Genomic DNA, 18,035 nt, shown 5'->3' on the forward strand with positions numbered 1-18,035 from the left:
AAAGGATTGAAAACATGGGTCCGCCGCAGTACCGGGATCGGTTTGAATTCGTGTTCCATGTCGAGCAAAGCACCGATGGCCAAACAGTCGTGTGCAGAGCGGAAATCTTCGAGTACTCGGTCCTGAAGGCCGTGTTGCAGATCGTGGACACGAAGCTCACGCGCCTGGAAGTCGTCGACGCGGTCCTGGGTCGCTGCATCCGGTGGGCGGACCTCCGGATTGCCAGCGGCGATGCTTTCTGATCTGCATCCAGATCGCAGCGTTGCCTCAGCGGCACCAAGCGTCGATCTGGCGGATGAGGTCCGACCACAAGGCCTGTACCGCCACGGCCGCCAGCAGCAGGCCGGCCACCCGCGCACCCCAGGTCTGGCGTGCCCCGCCGCCGCCCCACCGCAAGCGCTGCCAGAGCCACGGCCCGATCAGTAGCGAAAGACTGCTCCCGAGCGCAAACAACGCCATCAGTCCGGCGCCCTGCAATGGGCCGTTGCCCAGGCTGGCCAGCATCAGGGCTGAATAGAGCAGCCCGCAAGGCAGCGCGACCCAAAGCAGCCCGGTCGCAAGCACGCCCAGCCACGTGCCGCCGGCATGGGGGCGAAGACGCGACTCGAGCGAGCGGCCGACGCGCTGCGCCCACAGCGGCTGCCGCCCCGTGGCTGCCAGCATCGCGCCCCAGGCGAACACGAAGACGTGCAGCAGCACCCACAGCGGCCGCAGCGCGGCAACCTGCGTGCTGGCCTGCGCCAGGCTGTCGACGCTGGCCGCTGCAATGGCGCCTGCCGTCGCGTAGCTCGCGATTCGGCCGAGATGGAAGGCGGCCGGCGCCGCTCGCGCCGACGCGGCGCCCTGCCCCGCCGGCACGAGCGGCACGATCCGTATCACCGCCGATGAAGCAGCGCCGCACATCGCCACGCAATGCGGCCCACCGGCCAGGCCCATGAGAAACGCGGCACTGGCGAGCGCGAGTTGCATGGTCAGACCACGCGGGAAAAGCGCGTGCGGGTCGCGCGGCAGTACCGGTCGAACACCATGGCGACCGCGCGCACCAGGAACCAGCCCTGCTCGGTGACCACCAGATCGTGGTCGCTCAGCCGCACCAGGCCGTGAGCGACCATCGGCCCGAGCGCCGCGAACTCGGTGGCGAAGTAGCGCTGGAAGTCGACTGCAAACGCGTCCCCCATGACGTTGAAGTCGACCCGACCGCGGCACATCAGCGCCATGATCACGTCCCTCCGCAACAGATCGTCGCGCGACAGCGCAAGGCCGCGAACCACGGGCAGGCGCCCCTGGTCGAGGAGGTCGTAGTACTCGTCGAGGCTCTTTGCGTTCTGGCTGTAAGTGGCGCCCACGCGGCCGATGCCGGAGACGCCGAGTGCGATCAGGTCGCCCTCGGGCCTGGTGCCATAGCCCTGGAAGTCGCGCTGCAAGCGCCCTTGCCTCCTGGCAACCGCGAGAGGATCGTCGGGCAGCGCGAAGTGGTCCATGCCGATGTAGACGTAACCCGCTTCGGTCAGCCGCGTGATCGCGCTTGCGAGCATGCGCACCCGCGTGGCGGCATCAGGCAATTCTTCGGCCGCAATGCGCCGCTGCGGCTTGAAGCGCTCGGGCAGATGCGCATAGGCGTAGAGCGCAATGCGGTCGGGTCGCAGCTCGTTGATCTGCGCGAGCGTGCGCTCGAAGGAGGCGTCGTTCTGCCGCGGCAGGCCGTAGATCAGGTCGACGTTGATCGATTCGAAACCCAGCGTGCGCGCCGCATCCATCAGCGAGAAGACCTGCGACGCCGGCTGGATGCGATGCACCGCTTGCTGCACCTCGGGGTCGAAGTCCTGCACGCCGAAGCTCAGGCGATTGAAGCCCAGCGCGGCCAGGTTCGCCAGCCGCTGCGCATCGACCGTGCGCGGATCGATCTCGATGGAGCGCTCGCCTCCGGGCACGAAGGCGAAAGACCGGTGCAGCAGCGCCATGAGCTCGCCCAACTCCGAGTCGTCGAGGAAGGTCGGCGAGCCACCCCCTAGGTGCAGCTGGCCTGCGGTGGCGCTGCGGCCCAGTTGCGCGACTTGCAGCTCCACCTCGCGCGCGAGGTAGGCCAGGTACTGCCGGCCCCGCTCGCGGTGGCGAGTGACGACCTTGTTGCAGGCGCAGTAGTAGCACAGCGACTCGCAGAACGGAATATGGACGTACAGCGACAGCGGCGGCGCCTCAGCGCCCGCCGCGCGCCGACGGCTCAGCGCCCTGGCGTAGTCGTCGGCGCCGAAGGCCTCGACGAAACGGTCGGCTGTGGGATAGGAGGTGTAGCGCGGCCCGGGAACGTCGAACTCCCTCAGCAGATCGATGGGTAGCGGTGCCTGTACGGGCACAGGAGCAACGGCGGCAGGAATCATTGCGAGGGTGTCCGCAGAGGTGCTCCAGAAGGTTCCGAAGCCGATGGCCTGGCGAGCAATGCCGTGCATGCGCTCGACGACGCCGCCATCAGCCAGAAGACGAAGAAGGCGGCGGTGTAGATACCCTGGCGCGACATCCGCAACGCATCTGCCCCGCAGAACGCATTGACGGGATCGACGAGCGCGAACACCAGTACCTCCATGCCGCAGGCCACCAGGAAGGACGGCCACAGGATGCCCGCGAGCTGGCGCACTCCGTTCATGGCGCGGCCTTCCGGGCCGGCGGCGGCATGTCGCTCGCGGGCGTGGTCGCGTGGTTGCGACCGGTCAGCGCGGGCAGCAGCTTCTTCGCGGCCAGGGTCTTGTTGATCTCGACGCCTTCGCGGTAGTAGTCCTCGGACACCAGCGCATCGGGGCTGCGCCAGGCCAGCCAGAAGGTCACGAAGCTCGCGACCACCACGACCGCCGGACCGCCGATCACCATCCAGAGCAGCGGATAGCGCCACCAGGCCTGGGCCGCCGGTTCGTTCGTTGTCGCCATTGTTGTTGCGTTCATCTCGACCTTTCAGCGCGGCACAAGGAAGGCCGCTTTTTCCGAAACCTGGGCACCGCCGCCCTCCTCGCGGATGCCGAAGTGCACCGTGTGCGATCCGGCAGGCACGGCCCCATAAGGCACCTGCAGCCGCACCGCGACCCAGCGCGACTGGGCGGCGTCGACCGTCACCGGCTCGTCGGGCGAGACGCTGAGGCCTTCCAGTCCGTCGGCGACGATGCGGTACTGCTGCGGTTTTTCAGTGGCGTTCATGATCTGGAGCCGATAGACGTTCTCCAGCCGCCCGCCCTCGGCAATGCGGGCCAGCGAGGCGCGGTCGCGCACCACGTCGACCTTGAACGGCGTGCGCACGATCAGGCTGGCCAGCAGTCCGGTCACAAGCAGTGCCAGGATCGTCGTGTAGAGCAGCACGCGCGGCCGCAGCACGCGCCGCAGCAGTTCGCGGCGCGACCAGCCGGCTTCCATGCCGTTTTGCGTGTCGTAGCGGATCAGCCGCGGCGGGTAGGCCATCTTCTGCATGACGGTGTCGCAGGCATCCACGCAAAGGCCGCAGCCGATGCACTCGTACTGCAGGCCCTGGCGGATGTCGATGCCGGTCGGGCACACCTGCACGCACAGGCCGCAGTCGATGCAGTCGCCCAGCGCCAGCGTGCGTGGGTCGGGGCCCTTGCGGCGCGGCGCGCGAGGTTCGCCGCGCTGCGGGTCGTAGGTGACGATGAGCGTGTCGCGGTCGAACATGGCGCTCTGGAAGCGCGCATAGGGGCACATGTACTTGCAGACCTGCTCGCGCATGAAGCCGGCATTGCCGTAGGTGGCAAAGCCGTAGAAGAAAACCCAGAACACCTCCCACGAGCCCATCTGCGTCTGCAGGAAGGCCATGCCCAGTTCGCGGATGGGCGTGAAGTAGCCCACGAAGGTGAAGCCGGTCCACAGCGCGATGCCGATCCAGACGATGTGCTTGAACCATTTCTTGACCAGCTTCTCGAGCGACATCGGCTCGGCGTCCAGCCGCATGCGCGCGGTGCGGTTGCCTTCGATCTTGTGCTCCACCCACATGAAGATCTCGGTGTAGACCGTCTGCGGGCAGGCGTAGCCGCACCACAGCCGCCCCGCCACCGCGGTGAAGAGAAAGAGCGACAGCGCACTGATGACCAGCAGGCCCGAGAGATAGATCAGGTCCTGCGGATACAGCACCAGCCCGAAGATGTAGAAGCGGCGCGCGGCCAGGTCGAACAGCACCATCTGCCGCTCGCCCCACTCCACCCACGGCAGGCCGTAGAACACCAGCTGCGTAAGAAAGACCATGGCCCAGCGCCAGCGCGCGAACATGCCGCGCACCGTGCGGGGATAGATCTTCTTCGTGGCTTCGTAAAGGCCGACCTCCTCGCTGCCCGCGCTGACGATGGGAATGATCTTCCGGGTCATGGCGTTGCGCCGATCTCGGGTTTCACGGCGTGGCCGCAGCCGTGTTGGTGTTGTTGGAGAACCCCCAGACATACGACGCGAGCATCCGGATCTGCGCCTCGGTAAGACGGCCTTCCTGCGCGGGCATCTCGTTGTGCTTGCCCCCGTTGATCATCTGGACGATGGCGGCCTCGCCGTAGCCGTGGAGCCAGATCTTGTCGCTCAGGTTGGGCGCACCGATGGCCTGGTTGCCCACGCCGCCGATGCCGTGGCAGGCCGCGCAGACCGTGAACTTCGACTTTCCGAGGCCGGCACGCAACGAATCGTGCGGCTCGCCCGCCAGGCTCAGCACGTAGTTGGCAACGTTCTTCACTTCGTCCGGTGTGCCGACGGCAGCCGCCATGGGCGGCATCACGCCGACTCGGCCCTTGGTGATGCTCTCGACGATCTTCTCGGGCGTGCCGCCGTGCAGCCAGTCCTTGTCGGTCAGGTTGGGAAAGCCCTTGCTGCCGCGCGCGTCGGAACCATGGCACTGGGCGCAGTTGTTCATGAAGAGACGCTCCCCGATGGCCCTGGCCTGCGGGTCCCTTGCAACCTCCTCGACCGGCATGGCGGCGTATTTCGCGTAGACGGGTGCCAGCTCTTGCGTGGCCTTGGCGATGTCCGCCTCGTATTCGCCGCGCGAACTCCAGTCGGACTGGCCGCGAAAACTCCCCAGGCCCGGAAAGATCGCCAGGTAGCCCAGCCCGAAGACGATGGTCAGCACGAACAGGCCGATCCACCACATGGGCAACGGGTTGTTGGCTTCGCGCAGGTCCTCGTCCCAGACGTGGCCCGTGGTGTTGTCGGCGTTCGGCGCAACCCGCTTGCGGGCTGTGAACCACAGCAGCAGCACGCAGCCGAGGATGCTCAGCAGCGAGGCCGCGGCCACGTAGTTCGACCAGAAATGGCTGATGAAATCGCTCATCGTGGTTCTCCCTTCAGTCCTGCTCAAACGGCAAGCGGGCCGCTTCCTGGAAGTCGCGCGCGTTGCGACGCGAATACGCCCAGATCACGATGCCGATGAATAGCGCGAAGCACACGACGGTGGCTGCAACGCGCAAGGTGGTGACGTCGATCATGGTTTCGGTCCTTTGCCGCTGTGCTTACTTGAGAGCCAGGCCCAGCGATTGCAGGTAGGCCACCGTGGCCTCCATCTCGGTCTTGCCCGTGACCTCTTCCGTGGCCTTGGCGATTTCCTCGTCGGTGTAGGGCACGCCGACACGGCGCAGCGCGCGCATGTGGGTTGGCAAGGCTTCGGCGTCGACGAGGGCCTTTTCCAGCCATGAATAGGCCGGCATGTTCGATTCGGGAACCAGGTCGCGCGGATTGTTCAGGTGGATGCGGTGCCACTCGTCGCTGTACTTGCCGCCCACGCGATGCAGGTCGGGGCCGGTGCGCTTGCTGCCCCACTGGAACGGGTGGTCGTAGACGAACTCCCCAGCCACCGAGTAGTGGCCGTAGCGCAGCGTCTCCGAGCGGAAGGGCCGGATCATCTGCGAGTGGCAGTTGTAGCAACCCTCGCGCAGGTAGACGTCGCGGCCGGCGAGCTGCAGCGGCGTGAGCGGCTTGACGCCCTGCACCGCCTCGGTGGTCGACTTCTGGAAGAAGAGCGGCACGATCTCGACAAGGCCGCCGACGGCCACGACCACGAGGATAAGCACGATCATCAGCAGGTTGTTGGTCTCGATCTTCTCGTGGGTAAAGCCGCTGGACTTGGGAGTGTTCGGGTTCATCGTGCGTCCTCAGGCGTGGGCCATGACGGGGGGCGGGATCTCGACGCGCACCGAGCGGCCCGAGATGACGGTCATCCAGACGTTCCAGGCCATCACCAGCATCCCGGACAGATAGAGCAGTCCGCCGATCAGGCGCACCACGTAGAACGGGAAAGTGGCCTTCACGCTCTCCACGAAGGTGTAGGTGAGCGTGCCGTCGGGGTTGATGGCGCGCCACATCAGCCCTTGCATCACGCCGGCGATCCACATGGCGGCGATGTACAGGACGATGCCGATGGTGGCGATCCAGAAGTGCGCCTCGATGGCCTTCACGCTGTACATGGTGGTGCGGCCATACATGCGCGGGATCAGGTAGTAGAGCGAGCCCATGGTGATGAACCCCACCCAGCCGAGCGCGCCGGAGTGCACGTGGCCGATGGTCCAGTCGGTGTAGTGGCTCAGGGCGTTGACGGTCTTGATGGACATCATCGGACCCTCGAAGGTCGACATGCCGTAGAACGACAGCGCGACGATCAGGAAGCGCAGGATCGGGTCGGTGCGCAGCTTGTGCCAGGCGCCCGAAAGCGTCATCACGCCGTTGATCATGCCGCCCCAGCTCGGCGCCAGCAGGATCAGCGAGAACACCATGCCCAGCGATTGCGTCCAGTCCGGCAGCGCCGTGTAGTGCAGGTGGTGCGGGCCGGCCCACATGTAGGTGAAGATCAGCGCCCAGAAGTGGACGATGGACAGCCGGTACGAATACACCGGCCGGCCGGCCTGCTTGGGGATGTAGTAATACATCATCCCGAGGAAGCCCGCGGTGAGGAAGAAGCCCACGGCGTTGTGGCCGTACCACCACTGCACCATCGCGTCCTGTACGCCGGCGTAGGCCGAGTAGCTTTTCATCCAGCCCGCCGGAACCTCTGCGCTGTTGACGATGTGCAGCAGCGCCACCGCGATGATGAAGGCTCCGAAGAACCAGTTCGCCACGTAGATGTGGCGCACGCGGCGCATGCCGATGGTGCCGAAGAACACGATGGCGTAGGCCACCCAGACCACCGCGATCAGCAGGTCGATGGGCCACTCCAGCTCGGCGTATTCCTTGCCGCTGGTGTAGCCCATCGGCAGGCTGATGGCGGCCGCGACGATCACGGCCTGCCACCCCCAGAACACGAAGGACGCGAGCTTCGGCGCGAAGAGGCCCACCTGGCAGGTGCGCTGAACCACGTGGAAGCTCGTGGCCATCAGCGCGCAGCCGCCGAACGCGAAGATGACCGCGTTGGTGTGCAGCGGCCGCAGTCGCCCGTAGCTGAGCCATGGAATGCCGAGGTTGAGCTCGGGCCAGGTCAGCTGGGAGGCGATGATCACGCCGACCAGCATGCCGACCACGCCCCAGACCACGGACATGAGCGCGAACTGCCGCACGACGGTGTCGTCGTATACCGCGGCGGGTGGGTTCGGTTGTTGCATCGTCGTGCCCTTGAATGAGTTGTGGGCAGTTTCCGTGGGCGTCTGCCTCGCGGGCTTGATGCAAATCAATCGCCGTGCAGGATGCGGTCGCCTTCGGTTTCGACGTCGTCGAACTGGCCGCGCTCGATCGCCCACCAGAGCCCGCCGAGGATCGCGAGAACCAGCACCACGGACAGCGGGATGAGCAGGAAGAGGATGTCCATCAGCGGCGTGCCTTGCCGGCGGCCGCGAGCCGCGCCGCATTGAGGACCACCACGAGGGAGCTCGCGGCCATGCCCAGGCCCGCGAGCCACGCCGGCAACCAGCCCGCCACGGCGAGCGGCACGCACAGCGCGTTGTAGCCCGCGGCCCACCAGAGGTTCTGGCGCACCACGTGCAGCGTCTTGCGGGCTTGTACGATGGCATCTGGAATGGTTGCGAGCCTGTCGCCCAGCACGACGAAATCGGCGTGCGCGCGCGACAGCGGCACGCTGCGGCCGAAGGCGAACGAGGCGTTCGCACGCGCCAGCGAGGGACCGTCGTTCAGGCCGTCGCCCACCATCGCAATCTGCCGTCCCTCGGCCTGCAGCCGCCAGAGCACGTCGAGCTTGTCCTCCGGCGTGCAGCCACCCTGCGCGAAGTCGATGCCGCAGCGCGCGGCGATCTCCTTCGCGGCGCCGTCGCGATCGCCCGAGAGCAGCCGCACCGTCAGGCCCTGCGCGCGCAGCGCAGCCACCGCAACGGCGGCATCGGCGCGAAGCTCTTCGGCCAGCACGAAGCTGGCGACCCACCCCTGCTCGTCGGCCAGGTGGACCTGCGCAGCGTCAACCTCCAGCGCATTCACGCTGCAGAAGGTCGACGAGCCAAGACGCGCACGCTGGCCTGTTCCGGTGCGCGCATGCGCTCTGCGCAGCAGGCCTTCGAGCCCGAGCCCTGCCGCTTCGGTGGCCTGTTCCACGGTCCAGCCCGGTGGCGAGCGGAACTGAGCATTCCACGCATTCACCAGCGCCTGCGCAACAGGATGCAGCGACTGCGCAGCGAGCGCCGCCGCCATTTCAAGTGCGTCGCCGGGCCGCAGGCCCTGCCGGCAATAGATGCGCTCCAGCCGCGGGATGTCGCCCGTCAACGTGCCCGTCTTGTCGAACACGACCGTATCGACCGATGCCAGTGCCTCCAGCGCCTGCAGGTTGGAAGTCAGCACGCCGCCGCGCGCCAGGGCGCCGGCGCTCGCGAGCATGGCAGCCGGGGTCGCGAGCGAGAGCGCACAGGGGCAGGTCACGATGAGCACCGCGACCGCCACCATCAGCGCCTTGCCCGGGTCCGTGTGCCACCAGAACACTGCCGCCACCGCCGCCGATGCGAGCACCGCGACGAGGAAAGGCCGCGCCACCCGGTCCGCCAGCAGCGCCAGGCGCGGCTTGCGCGAGGCGGCGCTTTCCATCAGCCGCACGATCTGGGCGAAGCGCGTGCCCTCGCCCACCGATTCGATCCGCACACTGACCACCGCCGAGAGGTTGTGGCTGCCGGCCAGCACGCGGTCGCCGCGGGGGCGCGGCACGGGGCGGGATTCGCCGGTCAGCAGGGCCTCGTCGGCGCTGGTGTCGCCTTCGATCACCACGCCGTCGGCCGGAAACGCCTCGCCGGGGCGCACGCGCACCACGTCTGCGGCTGCAAGCCTGCGCACGGCCACGTGGGTCCAGCTGCCATCGGGAGCGAGTCGATCGATGCTGTCGGGCAGGCGGTTCATCAGGGCCTCGAGCGAGCCGGCGGTACGGTCTCGCAGGCGTGCCTCGAGCCAGCGGCCGGTCAGCAGGAAGAAGACGAACATCGTCAGCGAGTCGAAGTAGACCTCGTGGCCCAGCGGCCCGCTGGCGTCGAAGGTGGCGGCGCTGCTGACCGCGAAAGTCGCGAGCACGCCGAACGCCACCGGAAGATCCATGCCGATACGGCCCGCGCGCAGGTCGCGCCAGGCGCTGCTGAAGAAGGGACCGCAGGAGAACAACACGACGGGCAGCGTGAGCACCCAGGAGGCCCAGCGCAGCAACTGCGCGGCGTCGTCCGTCATGTCGCCCGGCCTGGCGATGTAAGCCGGGTAGGCATACATCATCACCTGCATCATGCAGAAGCCCGAGACCAGCCAGCGCCACAGCGCCATGCGCAGTTCGCGCGCGCGCCCCGCGCTTGCCAACTGGCTGCCGGCGGGAACCAGCGGGTATCCGGCCGCGGCCGAAGCCTCGAACCAGCGTGAAGGCCGGGTGACCGCGGCCGACCACACAACGCGCGCCCGCCGGCTGGCCCCATTGACCTGTGCCTCGCGCACTCCGGGCACCTTCAGCAGCGCAGCCTCGACGGTGAAAGCGCAAGCGGTGCAGTGCATGCCTTCGACCGCGACCTGCGATGCCCACTGGCCGGTAGCTGCATCGCCCTCCTCCAGCTGGCCGAACGCCGGCCATTCGGCCGGGTCGTCGAGCACCTGCCAGGTGTCGGCGGTGGCCGCAGCGGCCGACGGATGCGTAGAGAACGGGGCGAGCGCAGCTTGCATCGGAGCGAGGCTAAGGGCGGGCCTCGCAGTGCCCTTTGATCTGCATCAACGTCCGAAGCCGTGGCCTGCCTAAGCTCGCGACATACCTTTCCCTGGAGACCTCACATGTTCAAGCGCATCCTCGTCGCCACCGACGGCTCCACACTCTCGAAGAAGGCTGTCGCGAGCGCGATCGCTCTCGCCGCACAGAACGATGCCGACCTGGTGGCGATCAACGTGGTTCCGCGCTACCCCCGAAGCTACTTCGAGGGCTCCATGACCTTTTCGCCAGAGGACATCGGCCGCGTCGAGAAGCAATGGGCCGAGAAGGCACAGGCAATGCTCGACACCGTGAGCGCACGCGCCAAGGAAAGCGGCGTGCGTGTCAAGACGGCAACGGCCAACTCGGACCTTGTGGCGGAGTCGATCATCGCCGCGGCGAAAAAGCACAAGAGCGACCTGATCGTGATGGCCTCGCACGGCCGCAAGGGCATCAAGCGGCTGCTGCTTGGCAGCGAGACGCAGCACGTGCTGGCGCATTCGGCGCTGCCTGTGCTGGTGCTTCGGTAGCCGGGTTCATTGCGATATCTCGCAAACACAATTCCCCTAGTCCTCTTCATGCACCCGGTACTGGTCCGTCAGCGTCTGCTGGATGGCCGGCGGCACGGCTTCGTAGTGTGACAACGCGATGGTGTAGCGGCCCTGGCCGCTGGTCATTGCATTGAGCCGCGACTGGTAGTTGGCCAGTTCGGCCATGGGCACCTGCCCGCCGACGGTCACAACACCGCCCCCCAGAGCCGACGTTCCGGTAACCAGGCCGCGCCGCGACGACAGGTCGCTCGTGACATCGCCGACGGAATGCTCCGGCACGTCGATCTCGATCTGGACGATCGGCTCGAGCACGACCGGCCGGGCCTCGCGGATGGCGGCCATGAAGGCCTTGCGGCCGGCAGTCGCAAAGGCGATGTCCTTGCTGTCGACGCTGTGGTGCTTGCCATCGTGCACAACAACGCGCACATCGACCACCGGGTAGCCGGCGATCGCGCCGCACACCAGCACCTCGCGCACGCCCTTCTCGACCGCGGGGATGAACTGGCCCGGAATCGCCCCGCCCCTTACCTCATCGGCGAACTGGAAGCCCGCACCGCGCGCCAACGGCTCGATGCGCAGGAAGACTTCGCCGAACTGGCCAGCGCCGCCGGTCTGTTTCTTGTGCCGGTGGTGGCCCTCGGCCGGCACGGTCACGCTCTCGCGGTAGGCAATGCGGGGCGGCCGCGTCTGGACCTCGAAGCGATACACCTCGCGCAGGCGTTCGAGCACGATGCGCAGGTGCAGTTCGCCGAGCCCGTAGAGGACTGTCTCGTTGGTCGCGGCCACATGCTCGATGCGCAGGCACGGATCCTCGGCCGTGAGCTTGCCGAGGATCTCCCAGGCGCGCTGCTCGTCGCCATGGCGCTTGGGCTCCACGGCCAGGCCGTACACCGGCACCGGGAACGCCAGAGGTGCGAGATGCACGTGGCTGTCTTCGGCCACATCGTGCAGCACAGCGTCGAAATGGATCTCCTCGACCTTGGCCACCGCCACGATGTCGCCGGGCACCGCGTGCGACACCTCGACATGGTCCTTGCCCTGGAGCATGAACAGGTGCCCCACCTTGAAGGGCTTGCGGCCGTCGCCGATGTAGAGCTGGCTGTCGCGTGTGAGCGTGCCCTGGTGCACACGGAAGATGCCCATCTTGCCGACATAGGGGTCGATCGTGACCTTGAACACGTGCGCCAGCACGTGCAGCGACGGGTCGGGCCTGGCCTCCATGGGCTTGGCCTGCGCGCCCTCGCCGACGATGAAGTCCGGCGGGTTGGCCTCGGTCGGGTCTGGCAGGAGCTTGACGATCACATCCAACAGCTCGGCCACGCCGGCGCCGCTGCGCGACGAGACGAAGCACACCGGGATCAGGTGGCCCTCGCGCAACGCCTGCTCGAGCGGCGCATGCAGCTCGGCCGGATCCACGTCGCCTTCTTCGAGGTAGCGGTCGACGAAGGCCGCGTCGACCTCGACCACCTGCTCCACCAGCGCGCGGTGCGCCGCTTCGACAGGGCCGAAGTCGGATCGCCCGAAGCGGTTGAAAAAACAGTCCACCACCTGCCTGCCGACCCCGTCGGGCAGGTTCAGCGGCAGGCATTCGCGGCCGAAGGTGGCCTGGATGTCGGCCAGCAGGCCCGCGAGCGAGACGCCCTGCGAGTCGATCTTGGTGACGATGATCATGCGGGCGAGGTGGCGCGAGGCCGCGTACTCCATCATGCGCACCGCCATCGGCTCGATGCCGGTCGCGGCATTGATGACCACCGCCGCCGTTTCGACCGCCTCCAGCGCCGGCAGGCTCTGGCCAAGGAAGTCGGGGCCGCCGGGCGTGTCGATGAAGTGGATGCGCGTGCCGGCATGCGTGAGGTGCATCACCGATGCATTGAGCGAGTGCTGCATGCGGCGCTCGAGCGGGTCGTGGTCGCTGACGGTGCTGCCGCGTTCGATGCTCCCGCAGGCCCCGATAGCACCCGCCTTGTACAACAAAGCCTCGGCAAGAGAGGTCTTGCCGGCGGCCGCGGCGCCGACGAGCGCCAGCGTTCGCACTGCTTCCACTTCGGCCGCGAGGCCGTTCGATCGGCTTGGCATGGCATGGACTCCTTGGCGTCCGCAAAGCTGGCCCGGCGGCCCGCAAGGGCTCGGGCGGTGCGCAAAGACGCCGGGTCAGCGTACGGGATTGACCGTGCCAACGCAAGCCGGGTGCGCGCGGCGCGCATATCGCAGGCTCACTTGGCCTTCCTTCCTTCGGGCGCATAGCCTCCGAGAAAGGTCTGCAGAGCCCGTCGCGTCGCTTCCCGCAAATCCTTTCGGGACAACGGTCCATCGATACCGATAAGAGCCGGCATGACGGTCTCCGAATCCAGCAATGCCGTCAGGTGGCGTGCCGCTACCTGCGGATCGGCCTTGCGCAGCCGGCCCTTTTGCATCTGCAGTTCCAGGAACCCCGCCAGCTCGGTCAGCCCCTTCTTGGGCCCACCTTCGTAGAACAACCGCCCGATGTCGCTGCGGCCGGACTCCGCGATCACGGCCCTGCGCGCCTGGATGGCCTCCTGCGAACACACCACTGCCAGGATTTTTTCGCCGAAGCGCTGCAGCACCTGCTCGAGGTCGTCGTCGCTCTCCTGCCCGAGCGCCTCAAAAATTGGCGCGAAATGGACCTTGGCCGTGCCGTGCGTCACGGCAACGAACAGCTCCTCCTTGGAGCTGAAGTAGCCATACAGCGTGGCCCTCGAGCCGCCCACGCGCGCAGCGATCTCCACCATGGAGGCCCCTTCGAATCCCAGCTCCCGGAAGACCTCGGCGGCCACCTGAACGATGGCGTCGCGCTTGGCCTCTGTTTTGACTCGCATCTAAATGTCTCCTCATTTCTAGACAACAGTGTTCATTATTAATTGACAGCCCCTGGAAGTCAAAATACATTACTAGACACTACTGTCTGTTTAACAGCAGGCCGACCCCATCACCAATCCGTCGCTCTTCAGGAGATTCGCCATGCGTCCACCTCTCACCTATGGCCTGACCTTCACGGCAGCCCTCGCGTCCACCTTCATGCTTGTCGCCTGCGGCAAGCCACCGGGCGGGCCGCCTGCCGCGCAGGGCATGCCCGAGGTCGGGGTGGTGTCGGTGCAGCCGCAGCGCGTGGCCATCACGGCCGAGCTGCCCGGGCGCACGACGCCCTTTCTCATCGCCGACGTACGGCCCCAGGTCGGCGGCATCGTGAAGGCCCGCCAGTTCCGCGAGGGCAGCGACGTGAAGGCCGGCGAAACGCTCTACCAGATCGATCCCGCCACCTACAAGGCGACCTACGACAGCAACGTCGCCGCGCTCGCCAAGGCGCAGGCCAGCCTCACGACCACGCGGCTGAAGGCCGAGCGCTACAAGGAACTGGTCGCCATCAAGGCCGTGAGCCAGCAGGACTATGACGACGCCGCTGCTTCGCTGGGCCAAGGCGAGGCCGATGTCGCCTCGGCGCGGGCCAATGTGGAGACGAGCCGCATCAACCTCGCCTATGCACGCATCGATGCGCCAATCTCCGGGCGCATCGGCAAGTCGACAGTCACGCCCGGCGCGCTGGTCACGGCGAGCCAGTCGACCGCGCTGGCCACCATCCAGCAGCTCGATCCGATCTATGTCGACGTGACGCAATCCAGCGCCGCGATGCTTCAGCTGAAGCAGGCCATGGCCCGCGGCGATCTGCAAAAGAGCGGCGCCAACGCCGCGAAGGTGCGGCTGCTGCTCGAAGACGGAAGCGCCTATCCGCTCGAAGGCAAGCTCGAATTCTCTGACGTTACCGTAGACCAGAACACCGGCGCCATCACGCTGCGCGCGGTGTTTCCCAACCCCAAGGCGGACCTGCTGCCCGGCATGTACGTGCGCGCCGTGCTGCAGGAAGGCGTGAAGGAACAGGCGCTCATGGTGCCGCAGCAGGCCGTGTCGCGCGACAGCACCGGCAAGCCGACGGCCTATGTGGTGGATGCCCAGCACAAGCTGCAGCGGCGCGTGCTCGAAACGGAACGCGCCATCGGCGACCAATGGCTGGTGCGCAGCGGCCTGCAGGCCGGCGACCAGCTCGTGGTGGACGGCCTGCAGCGCGCGGCGCCGGGCGTCGAGGTGAAGACGGTGCAGTGGAACCCCAAGTCCAAGTCCAAGCCCGGCACCGAAACCACGGCCAAGGCGGCCCTCTCCTCGCCCGGCGCCACGGCGGACTGATCCAGGAAGACCACCATGGCACGCTTCTTCATCGACCGCCCCATCTTCGCGTGGGTCCTCGCCATCATCGTGATGCTGGGCGGCGTCATGTCCATCGCCACCCTGCCGATCGCGCAGTACCCGAGCATCGCGCCGCCCGCCGTCGCGATCACCGCCAACTACCCCGGTGCTTCCGCCAAGACGCTCGAAGACACCGTCACCCAGGTCATCGAGCAGAAGATGAAGGGGCTGGACCGGCTGAGCTACATGGCCTCGACCAGCGAGTCGTCGGGCTCGGTCACCATCACGCTCACCTTCGAGAACGGCACCGACCCCGACACCGCGCAGGTGCAGGTGCAGAACAAGCTCTCGCTCGCCACGCCGCTGCTGCCGCAAGAGGTGCAGCAGCAGGGCGTCACCGTCACGAAGTCGGCCACCAACTTTCTGAACGTGTTGGCCTTCACCTCCGAAGACGGCAGCATGAACGGGTCGGACCTGTCCGACTACGTCGCGGCCAACGTCCAGGACGCAATCAGCCGCGTCGAGGGCGTGGGCGACACCACGCTCTTCGGCTCGCAGTACGCCATGCGCGTATGGCTCGACCCGAACAAGCTCTCCAGCTTCAGCCTCACGCCGCTGGATGTGAAGAACGCGATCACGGTGCAGAACGCGCAGGTTTCGGCCGGCCAGCTCGGCGGCATGCCTGCGGCAAGCAACCAGCAGCTCAACGCCACCATCACCTCGCAGACACGCCTGAAGACAGCGCAGGAGTTCGAGGACATCCTGCTGCGCACGCAGACCGACGGCTCGCAGGTCCGCCTGCGCGACGTCGCCCGAATCGAGCTCGGCAGCGAGTCGTACAACACGGTCGGTCGCTACAACGGCAAGCCGGCCGCGGGCCTGGCCATCAAGCTGGCCACCGGCGCCAATGCACTCGACACGGTCAAGGCCGTCGATGCGCGCCTCGCCGAGCTCGAGAAGTTCTTTCCGCAGGGCATGAAGGTGCAGAAGCCCTACGACACCACGCCCTTCGTGCGGATCTCCATCGAGGAGGTCATCAAGACGCTCGTAGAGGCCGTGGTGCTGGTGTTCCTGGTGATGTATCTCTTCCTGCAGAATTTCCGCGCCACGCTGATCCCGACCATTGCGGTTCCGGTGGTGCTGCTGGGCACCTTCGGCGTGCTCGCGGCCTTCGGCTTCACCATCAACACACTGACGATGTTCGCGATGGTGCTCGCCATCGGGCTGCTGGTGGACGATGCAATCGTGGTGGTCGAGAACGTCGAGCGTGTGATGGCCGATGAAGGCCTCCCGCCCAAGGAGGCCACGCGCAAGTCCATGGGCCAGATCACCGGCGCGCTGGTCGGCGTGGCCCTGGTGCTGGCGGCGGTGTTCGTGCCGATGGCTTTCTTCGGCGGCTCCACGGGCGTGATCTACCGGCAGTTCTCCATCACCATCGTCTCGGCCATGACGCTGTCGGTGCTCGTGGCGCTGGTGCTCACGCCCGCTCTTTGCGCAACCCTGCTCAAGCCGATCGACAAGGATCATGCGATGGCCACCACCGGCTTCTTCGGCTGGTTCAACCGCAGCTTCGATCGCGGCAATCGCCGCTACCAGGGCATCGTGCGGCACATGGTGGGCAAGGGCTGGCGCTACATGGCCCTGTATGCGGTCTTGTTTGCCGTGGTGGTGTTCGGCTTCATGAAGCTGCCGGTCGGCTTTCTGCCCGACGAAGACCAGGGCACGATGTTTGCGCTGGTGCAGCTGCCACCGGGCGCGACGAACACGCGCACGGAAGAAGTCATCCGCCAGGTGGAGCATCACTTCCTGGTCGATCAGAAAGACGCTGTCTCGGGCATCTTCACGGTGGCGGGTTTCAGCTTCGCGGGCAGCGGGCAGAACACGGGCTTTGCCTTCATCAAGCTCAAGCCCTGGAATGAACGCGAGGGCGAAGCACTGAGCGTGACGGGAGTGGCCGCAAAGGCCGGCGCCTTCTTCAACACGATCAGGGACGCAAAGGTGTTCGCCTTCGCACCGCCCGCCGTGGCAGAGCTCGGCAACGCGACCGGCTTCGACCTGATGCTGCAGGACCGCGCCAACCTCGGGCACGAGGCCCTGATGCAGGCGCGCAACCAACTGCTCGGCACGCTGGCCAAGGACAAGCGCCTGGTGGCCGTGCGCCCCAACGGGATGGAAGACACGCCCGAATTCAGGCTCGAGATCGATCCGCACAAGGCACAGGCCCAGGGCCTTTCGATGTCCGACATCAACGACACCTTCTCCACCGCCTGGGGCAGCAGCTACGTCAACGACTTCATCGACAAGGGGCGCGTGAAGAAGGTGATGCTGCAGGCCGATGCACAGTACCGGATGCTGCCGGAGGACATCGACCGCTGGTACGTGCGCAACAGCGCCGGAACGATGGTGCCCTTCACCTCATTCGCCAAGGCGGGCTGGAGTTCCGGCTCGCCCCGCCTGGAGCGCTACAACGGGGTGCCCTCGGTGGAAATCCTGGGCATGGCGATGCCGGGAGCCGCATCGAGCGGTGACGCACTCGCCATCGTCGAAGCCGCAGTCGCCAAACTGCCGCCGGGCATCGGCTACGAATGGACCGGCCTGTCGCGCCAGGAGAAGGCATCGAGCGGCCAGACCGGCCTGCTCTATGGGCTGTCGATCCTGATCGTGTTCCTGTGCCTTGCGGCGCTGTACGAAAGCTGGGCGATTCCGTTCTCGGTGATCCTGGTGGTGCCGCTCGGCGTGCTGGGCGCGCTTGTCGGCGCGATCCTGACGTGGAAGATGAACGACGTGTACTTCCAGGTCGGCCTGCTCACGACCATCGGGCTGGCGTCGAAGAACGCCATCCTGATCGTCGAGTTCGCGAAGGACCTGCATGCGCACGGCAAGAGCCTGGTCGAGTCGGCGATGGAGGCTGCTCGCATGCGGCTGCGGCCCATCCTCATGACCTCGCTGGCCTTCGTGCTCGGCGTGTTGCCGATGGTGCTGGGCACCGGTGCGGGGGCCGGCGCGCAGCATGCGCTGGGCACAGCGGTGATCGGCGGCATGTTGTCGGGCACGCTGCTCGCGATCTTCTTCGTGCCTCTTTTCTTCGTGCTGGTGCGCGGCCTCTTCAAGGGACGGTCGCCCTCGCCTGCTTTGCCCGCCTTGCCGGACTCGCATGCACAACCGGCTGCGGCCGCTTCCTGAGGTGT

General features: G+C 66.8%; 17 protein-coding genes. 4 read left to right on the forward strand and 13 right to left on the reverse strand.

Features of this window, described 5'->3' with window-relative positions:
• Nucleotides 1-14 precede the first annotated feature (14 nt).
• Nucleotides 15-242 (forward strand): hypothetical protein, encoded by a 228-nt coding sequence (locus BMW87_RS03880; protein ID WP_093074294.1) that lies wholly within the window; start codon nt 15-17, stop codon nt 240-242.
• A 25-nt stretch (nt 243-267) separates the two neighbouring features.
• Here BMW87_RS03880 and BMW87_RS03885 read toward each other — a convergent pair whose 3' ends face one another.
• The 11 genes from BMW87_RS03885 to BMW87_RS03935 all read right to left on the reverse strand — a co-directional run bounded on the left by BMW87_RS03885 (nt 268) and on the right by BMW87_RS03935 (nt 10,080).
• Nucleotides 268-969, reverse strand: coding sequence for a sulfite exporter TauE/SafE family protein (locus BMW87_RS03885; protein ID WP_093074296.1), 702 nt, complete (start codon nt 967-969; stop codon nt 268-270).
• A gap of 2 nt (nt 970-971) precedes the next feature.
• Nucleotides 972-2,378, reverse strand: coding sequence for an oxygen-independent coproporphyrinogen III oxidase (gene hemN, locus BMW87_RS03890; RefSeq protein ID WP_093074298.1), 1,407 nt, complete (start codon nt 2,376-2,378; stop codon nt 972-974).
• Complete coding sequence (locus BMW87_RS03895) at nt 2,375-2,641, reverse strand: hypothetical protein (protein ID WP_093058420.1); 267 nt, start codon at nt 2,639-2,641, stop codon at nt 2,375-2,377. Before BMW87_RS03895 ends, hemN begins: the two co-directional genes overlap by 4 nt.
• Nucleotides 2,638-2,934: a FixH family protein gene (locus tag BMW87_RS03900; RefSeq protein WP_256216641.1), complete on the reverse strand. Its 297-nt coding sequence runs from the start codon at nt 2,932-2,934 to the stop codon at nt 2,638-2,640. The genes BMW87_RS03895 and BMW87_RS03900 overlap by 4 nt, the downstream gene beginning before the upstream one ends.
• Nucleotides 2,935-2,943: 9 nt before the next feature.
• Nucleotides 2,944-4,356, reverse strand: coding sequence for a cytochrome c oxidase accessory protein CcoG (ccoG, locus tag BMW87_RS03905; protein ID WP_093074302.1), 1,413 nt, complete (start codon nt 4,354-4,356; stop codon nt 2,944-2,946).
• A gap of 22 nt (nt 4,357-4,378) precedes the next feature.
• Nucleotides 4,379-5,302: a cytochrome-c oxidase, cbb3-type subunit III gene (ccoP, locus tag BMW87_RS03910; protein WP_093074304.1), complete on the reverse strand. Its 924-nt coding sequence runs from the start codon at nt 5,300-5,302 to the stop codon at nt 4,379-4,381.
• A 13-nt stretch (nt 5,303-5,315) separates the two neighbouring features.
• Entirely contained in the window at nt 5,316-5,456 is a 141-nt protein-coding gene (locus BMW87_RS03915) for a cbb3-type cytochrome oxidase subunit 3 (RefSeq protein WP_093074305.1), read from the reverse strand.
• 24 nt (nt 5,457-5,480) lie between these two features.
• Nucleotides 5,481-6,110 carry a cytochrome-c oxidase, cbb3-type subunit II gene (ccoO, locus tag BMW87_RS03920; RefSeq protein WP_093074307.1) on the reverse strand — a complete coding sequence of 210 codons (630 nt, stop codon included), beginning with the start codon at nt 6,108-6,110 and terminating at the stop codon, nt 5,481-5,483.
• Between the two features lie 9 nt (nt 6,111-6,119).
• Nucleotides 6,120-7,559, reverse strand: a complete 1,440-nt coding sequence (gene ccoN / locus BMW87_RS03925; protein ID WP_093058415.1) for a cytochrome-c oxidase, cbb3-type subunit I — start codon at nt 7,557-7,559, stop codon at nt 6,120-6,122.
• Nucleotides 7,560-7,624: 65 nt separating this feature from the next.
• Nucleotides 7,625-7,762 carry a cbb3-type cytochrome oxidase assembly protein CcoS gene (gene ccoS / locus BMW87_RS03930; RefSeq protein ID WP_093058414.1) on the reverse strand — a complete coding sequence of 46 codons (138 nt, stop codon included), beginning with the start codon at nt 7,760-7,762 and terminating at the stop codon, nt 7,625-7,627.
• Nucleotides 7,762-10,080 (reverse strand): heavy metal translocating P-type ATPase, encoded by a 2,319-nt coding sequence (locus tag BMW87_RS03935; RefSeq protein WP_093074309.1) that lies wholly within the window; start codon nt 10,078-10,080, stop codon nt 7,762-7,764. Before BMW87_RS03935 ends, ccoS begins: the two co-directional genes overlap by 1 nt.
• A 105-nt stretch (nt 10,081-10,185) precedes the next feature.
• Here BMW87_RS03935 and BMW87_RS03940 point away from each other — a divergent pair, with 105 nt between their 5' ends.
• Nucleotides 10,186-10,629, forward strand: coding sequence for a universal stress protein (locus tag BMW87_RS03940; protein ID WP_093074311.1), 444 nt, complete (start codon nt 10,186-10,188; stop codon nt 10,627-10,629).
• A 36-nt stretch (nt 10,630-10,665) separates the two neighbouring features.
• Here the strand turns inward: BMW87_RS03940 and fusA are convergent, their stop codons facing one another.
• Entirely contained in the window at nt 10,666-12,726 is a 2,061-nt protein-coding gene (gene fusA, locus BMW87_RS03945) for an elongation factor G (RefSeq protein WP_093074313.1), read from the reverse strand.
• A 137-nt stretch (nt 12,727-12,863) separates the two neighbouring features.
• On the reverse strand, nt 12,864-13,487 hold the full coding sequence (locus BMW87_RS03950; protein WP_093074315.1) for a TetR/AcrR family transcriptional regulator: 624 nt from the start codon (nt 13,485-13,487) through the stop codon (nt 12,864-12,866).
• 142 nt (nt 13,488-13,629) lie between these two features.
• Here BMW87_RS03950 and BMW87_RS03955 point away from each other — a divergent pair, with 142 nt between their 5' ends.
• Nucleotides 13,630-14,847, forward strand: a complete 1,218-nt coding sequence (locus tag BMW87_RS03955) for an efflux RND transporter periplasmic adaptor subunit (RefSeq protein WP_093074317.1) — start codon at nt 13,630-13,632, stop codon at nt 14,845-14,847.
• 15 nt (nt 14,848-14,862) lie between these two features.
• Nucleotides 14,863-18,030 (forward strand): efflux RND transporter permease subunit, encoded by a 3,168-nt coding sequence (locus BMW87_RS03960; RefSeq protein ID WP_093074319.1) that lies wholly within the window; start codon nt 14,863-14,865, stop codon nt 18,028-18,030.
• Nucleotides 18,031-18,035: the final 5 nt, after the last annotated feature.

The organism is Variovorax sp. OV084, from assembly GCF_900111625.1.
Taxonomy (GTDB): Bacteria; Pseudomonadota; Gammaproteobacteria; order Burkholderiales; family Burkholderiaceae_C; genus Variovorax.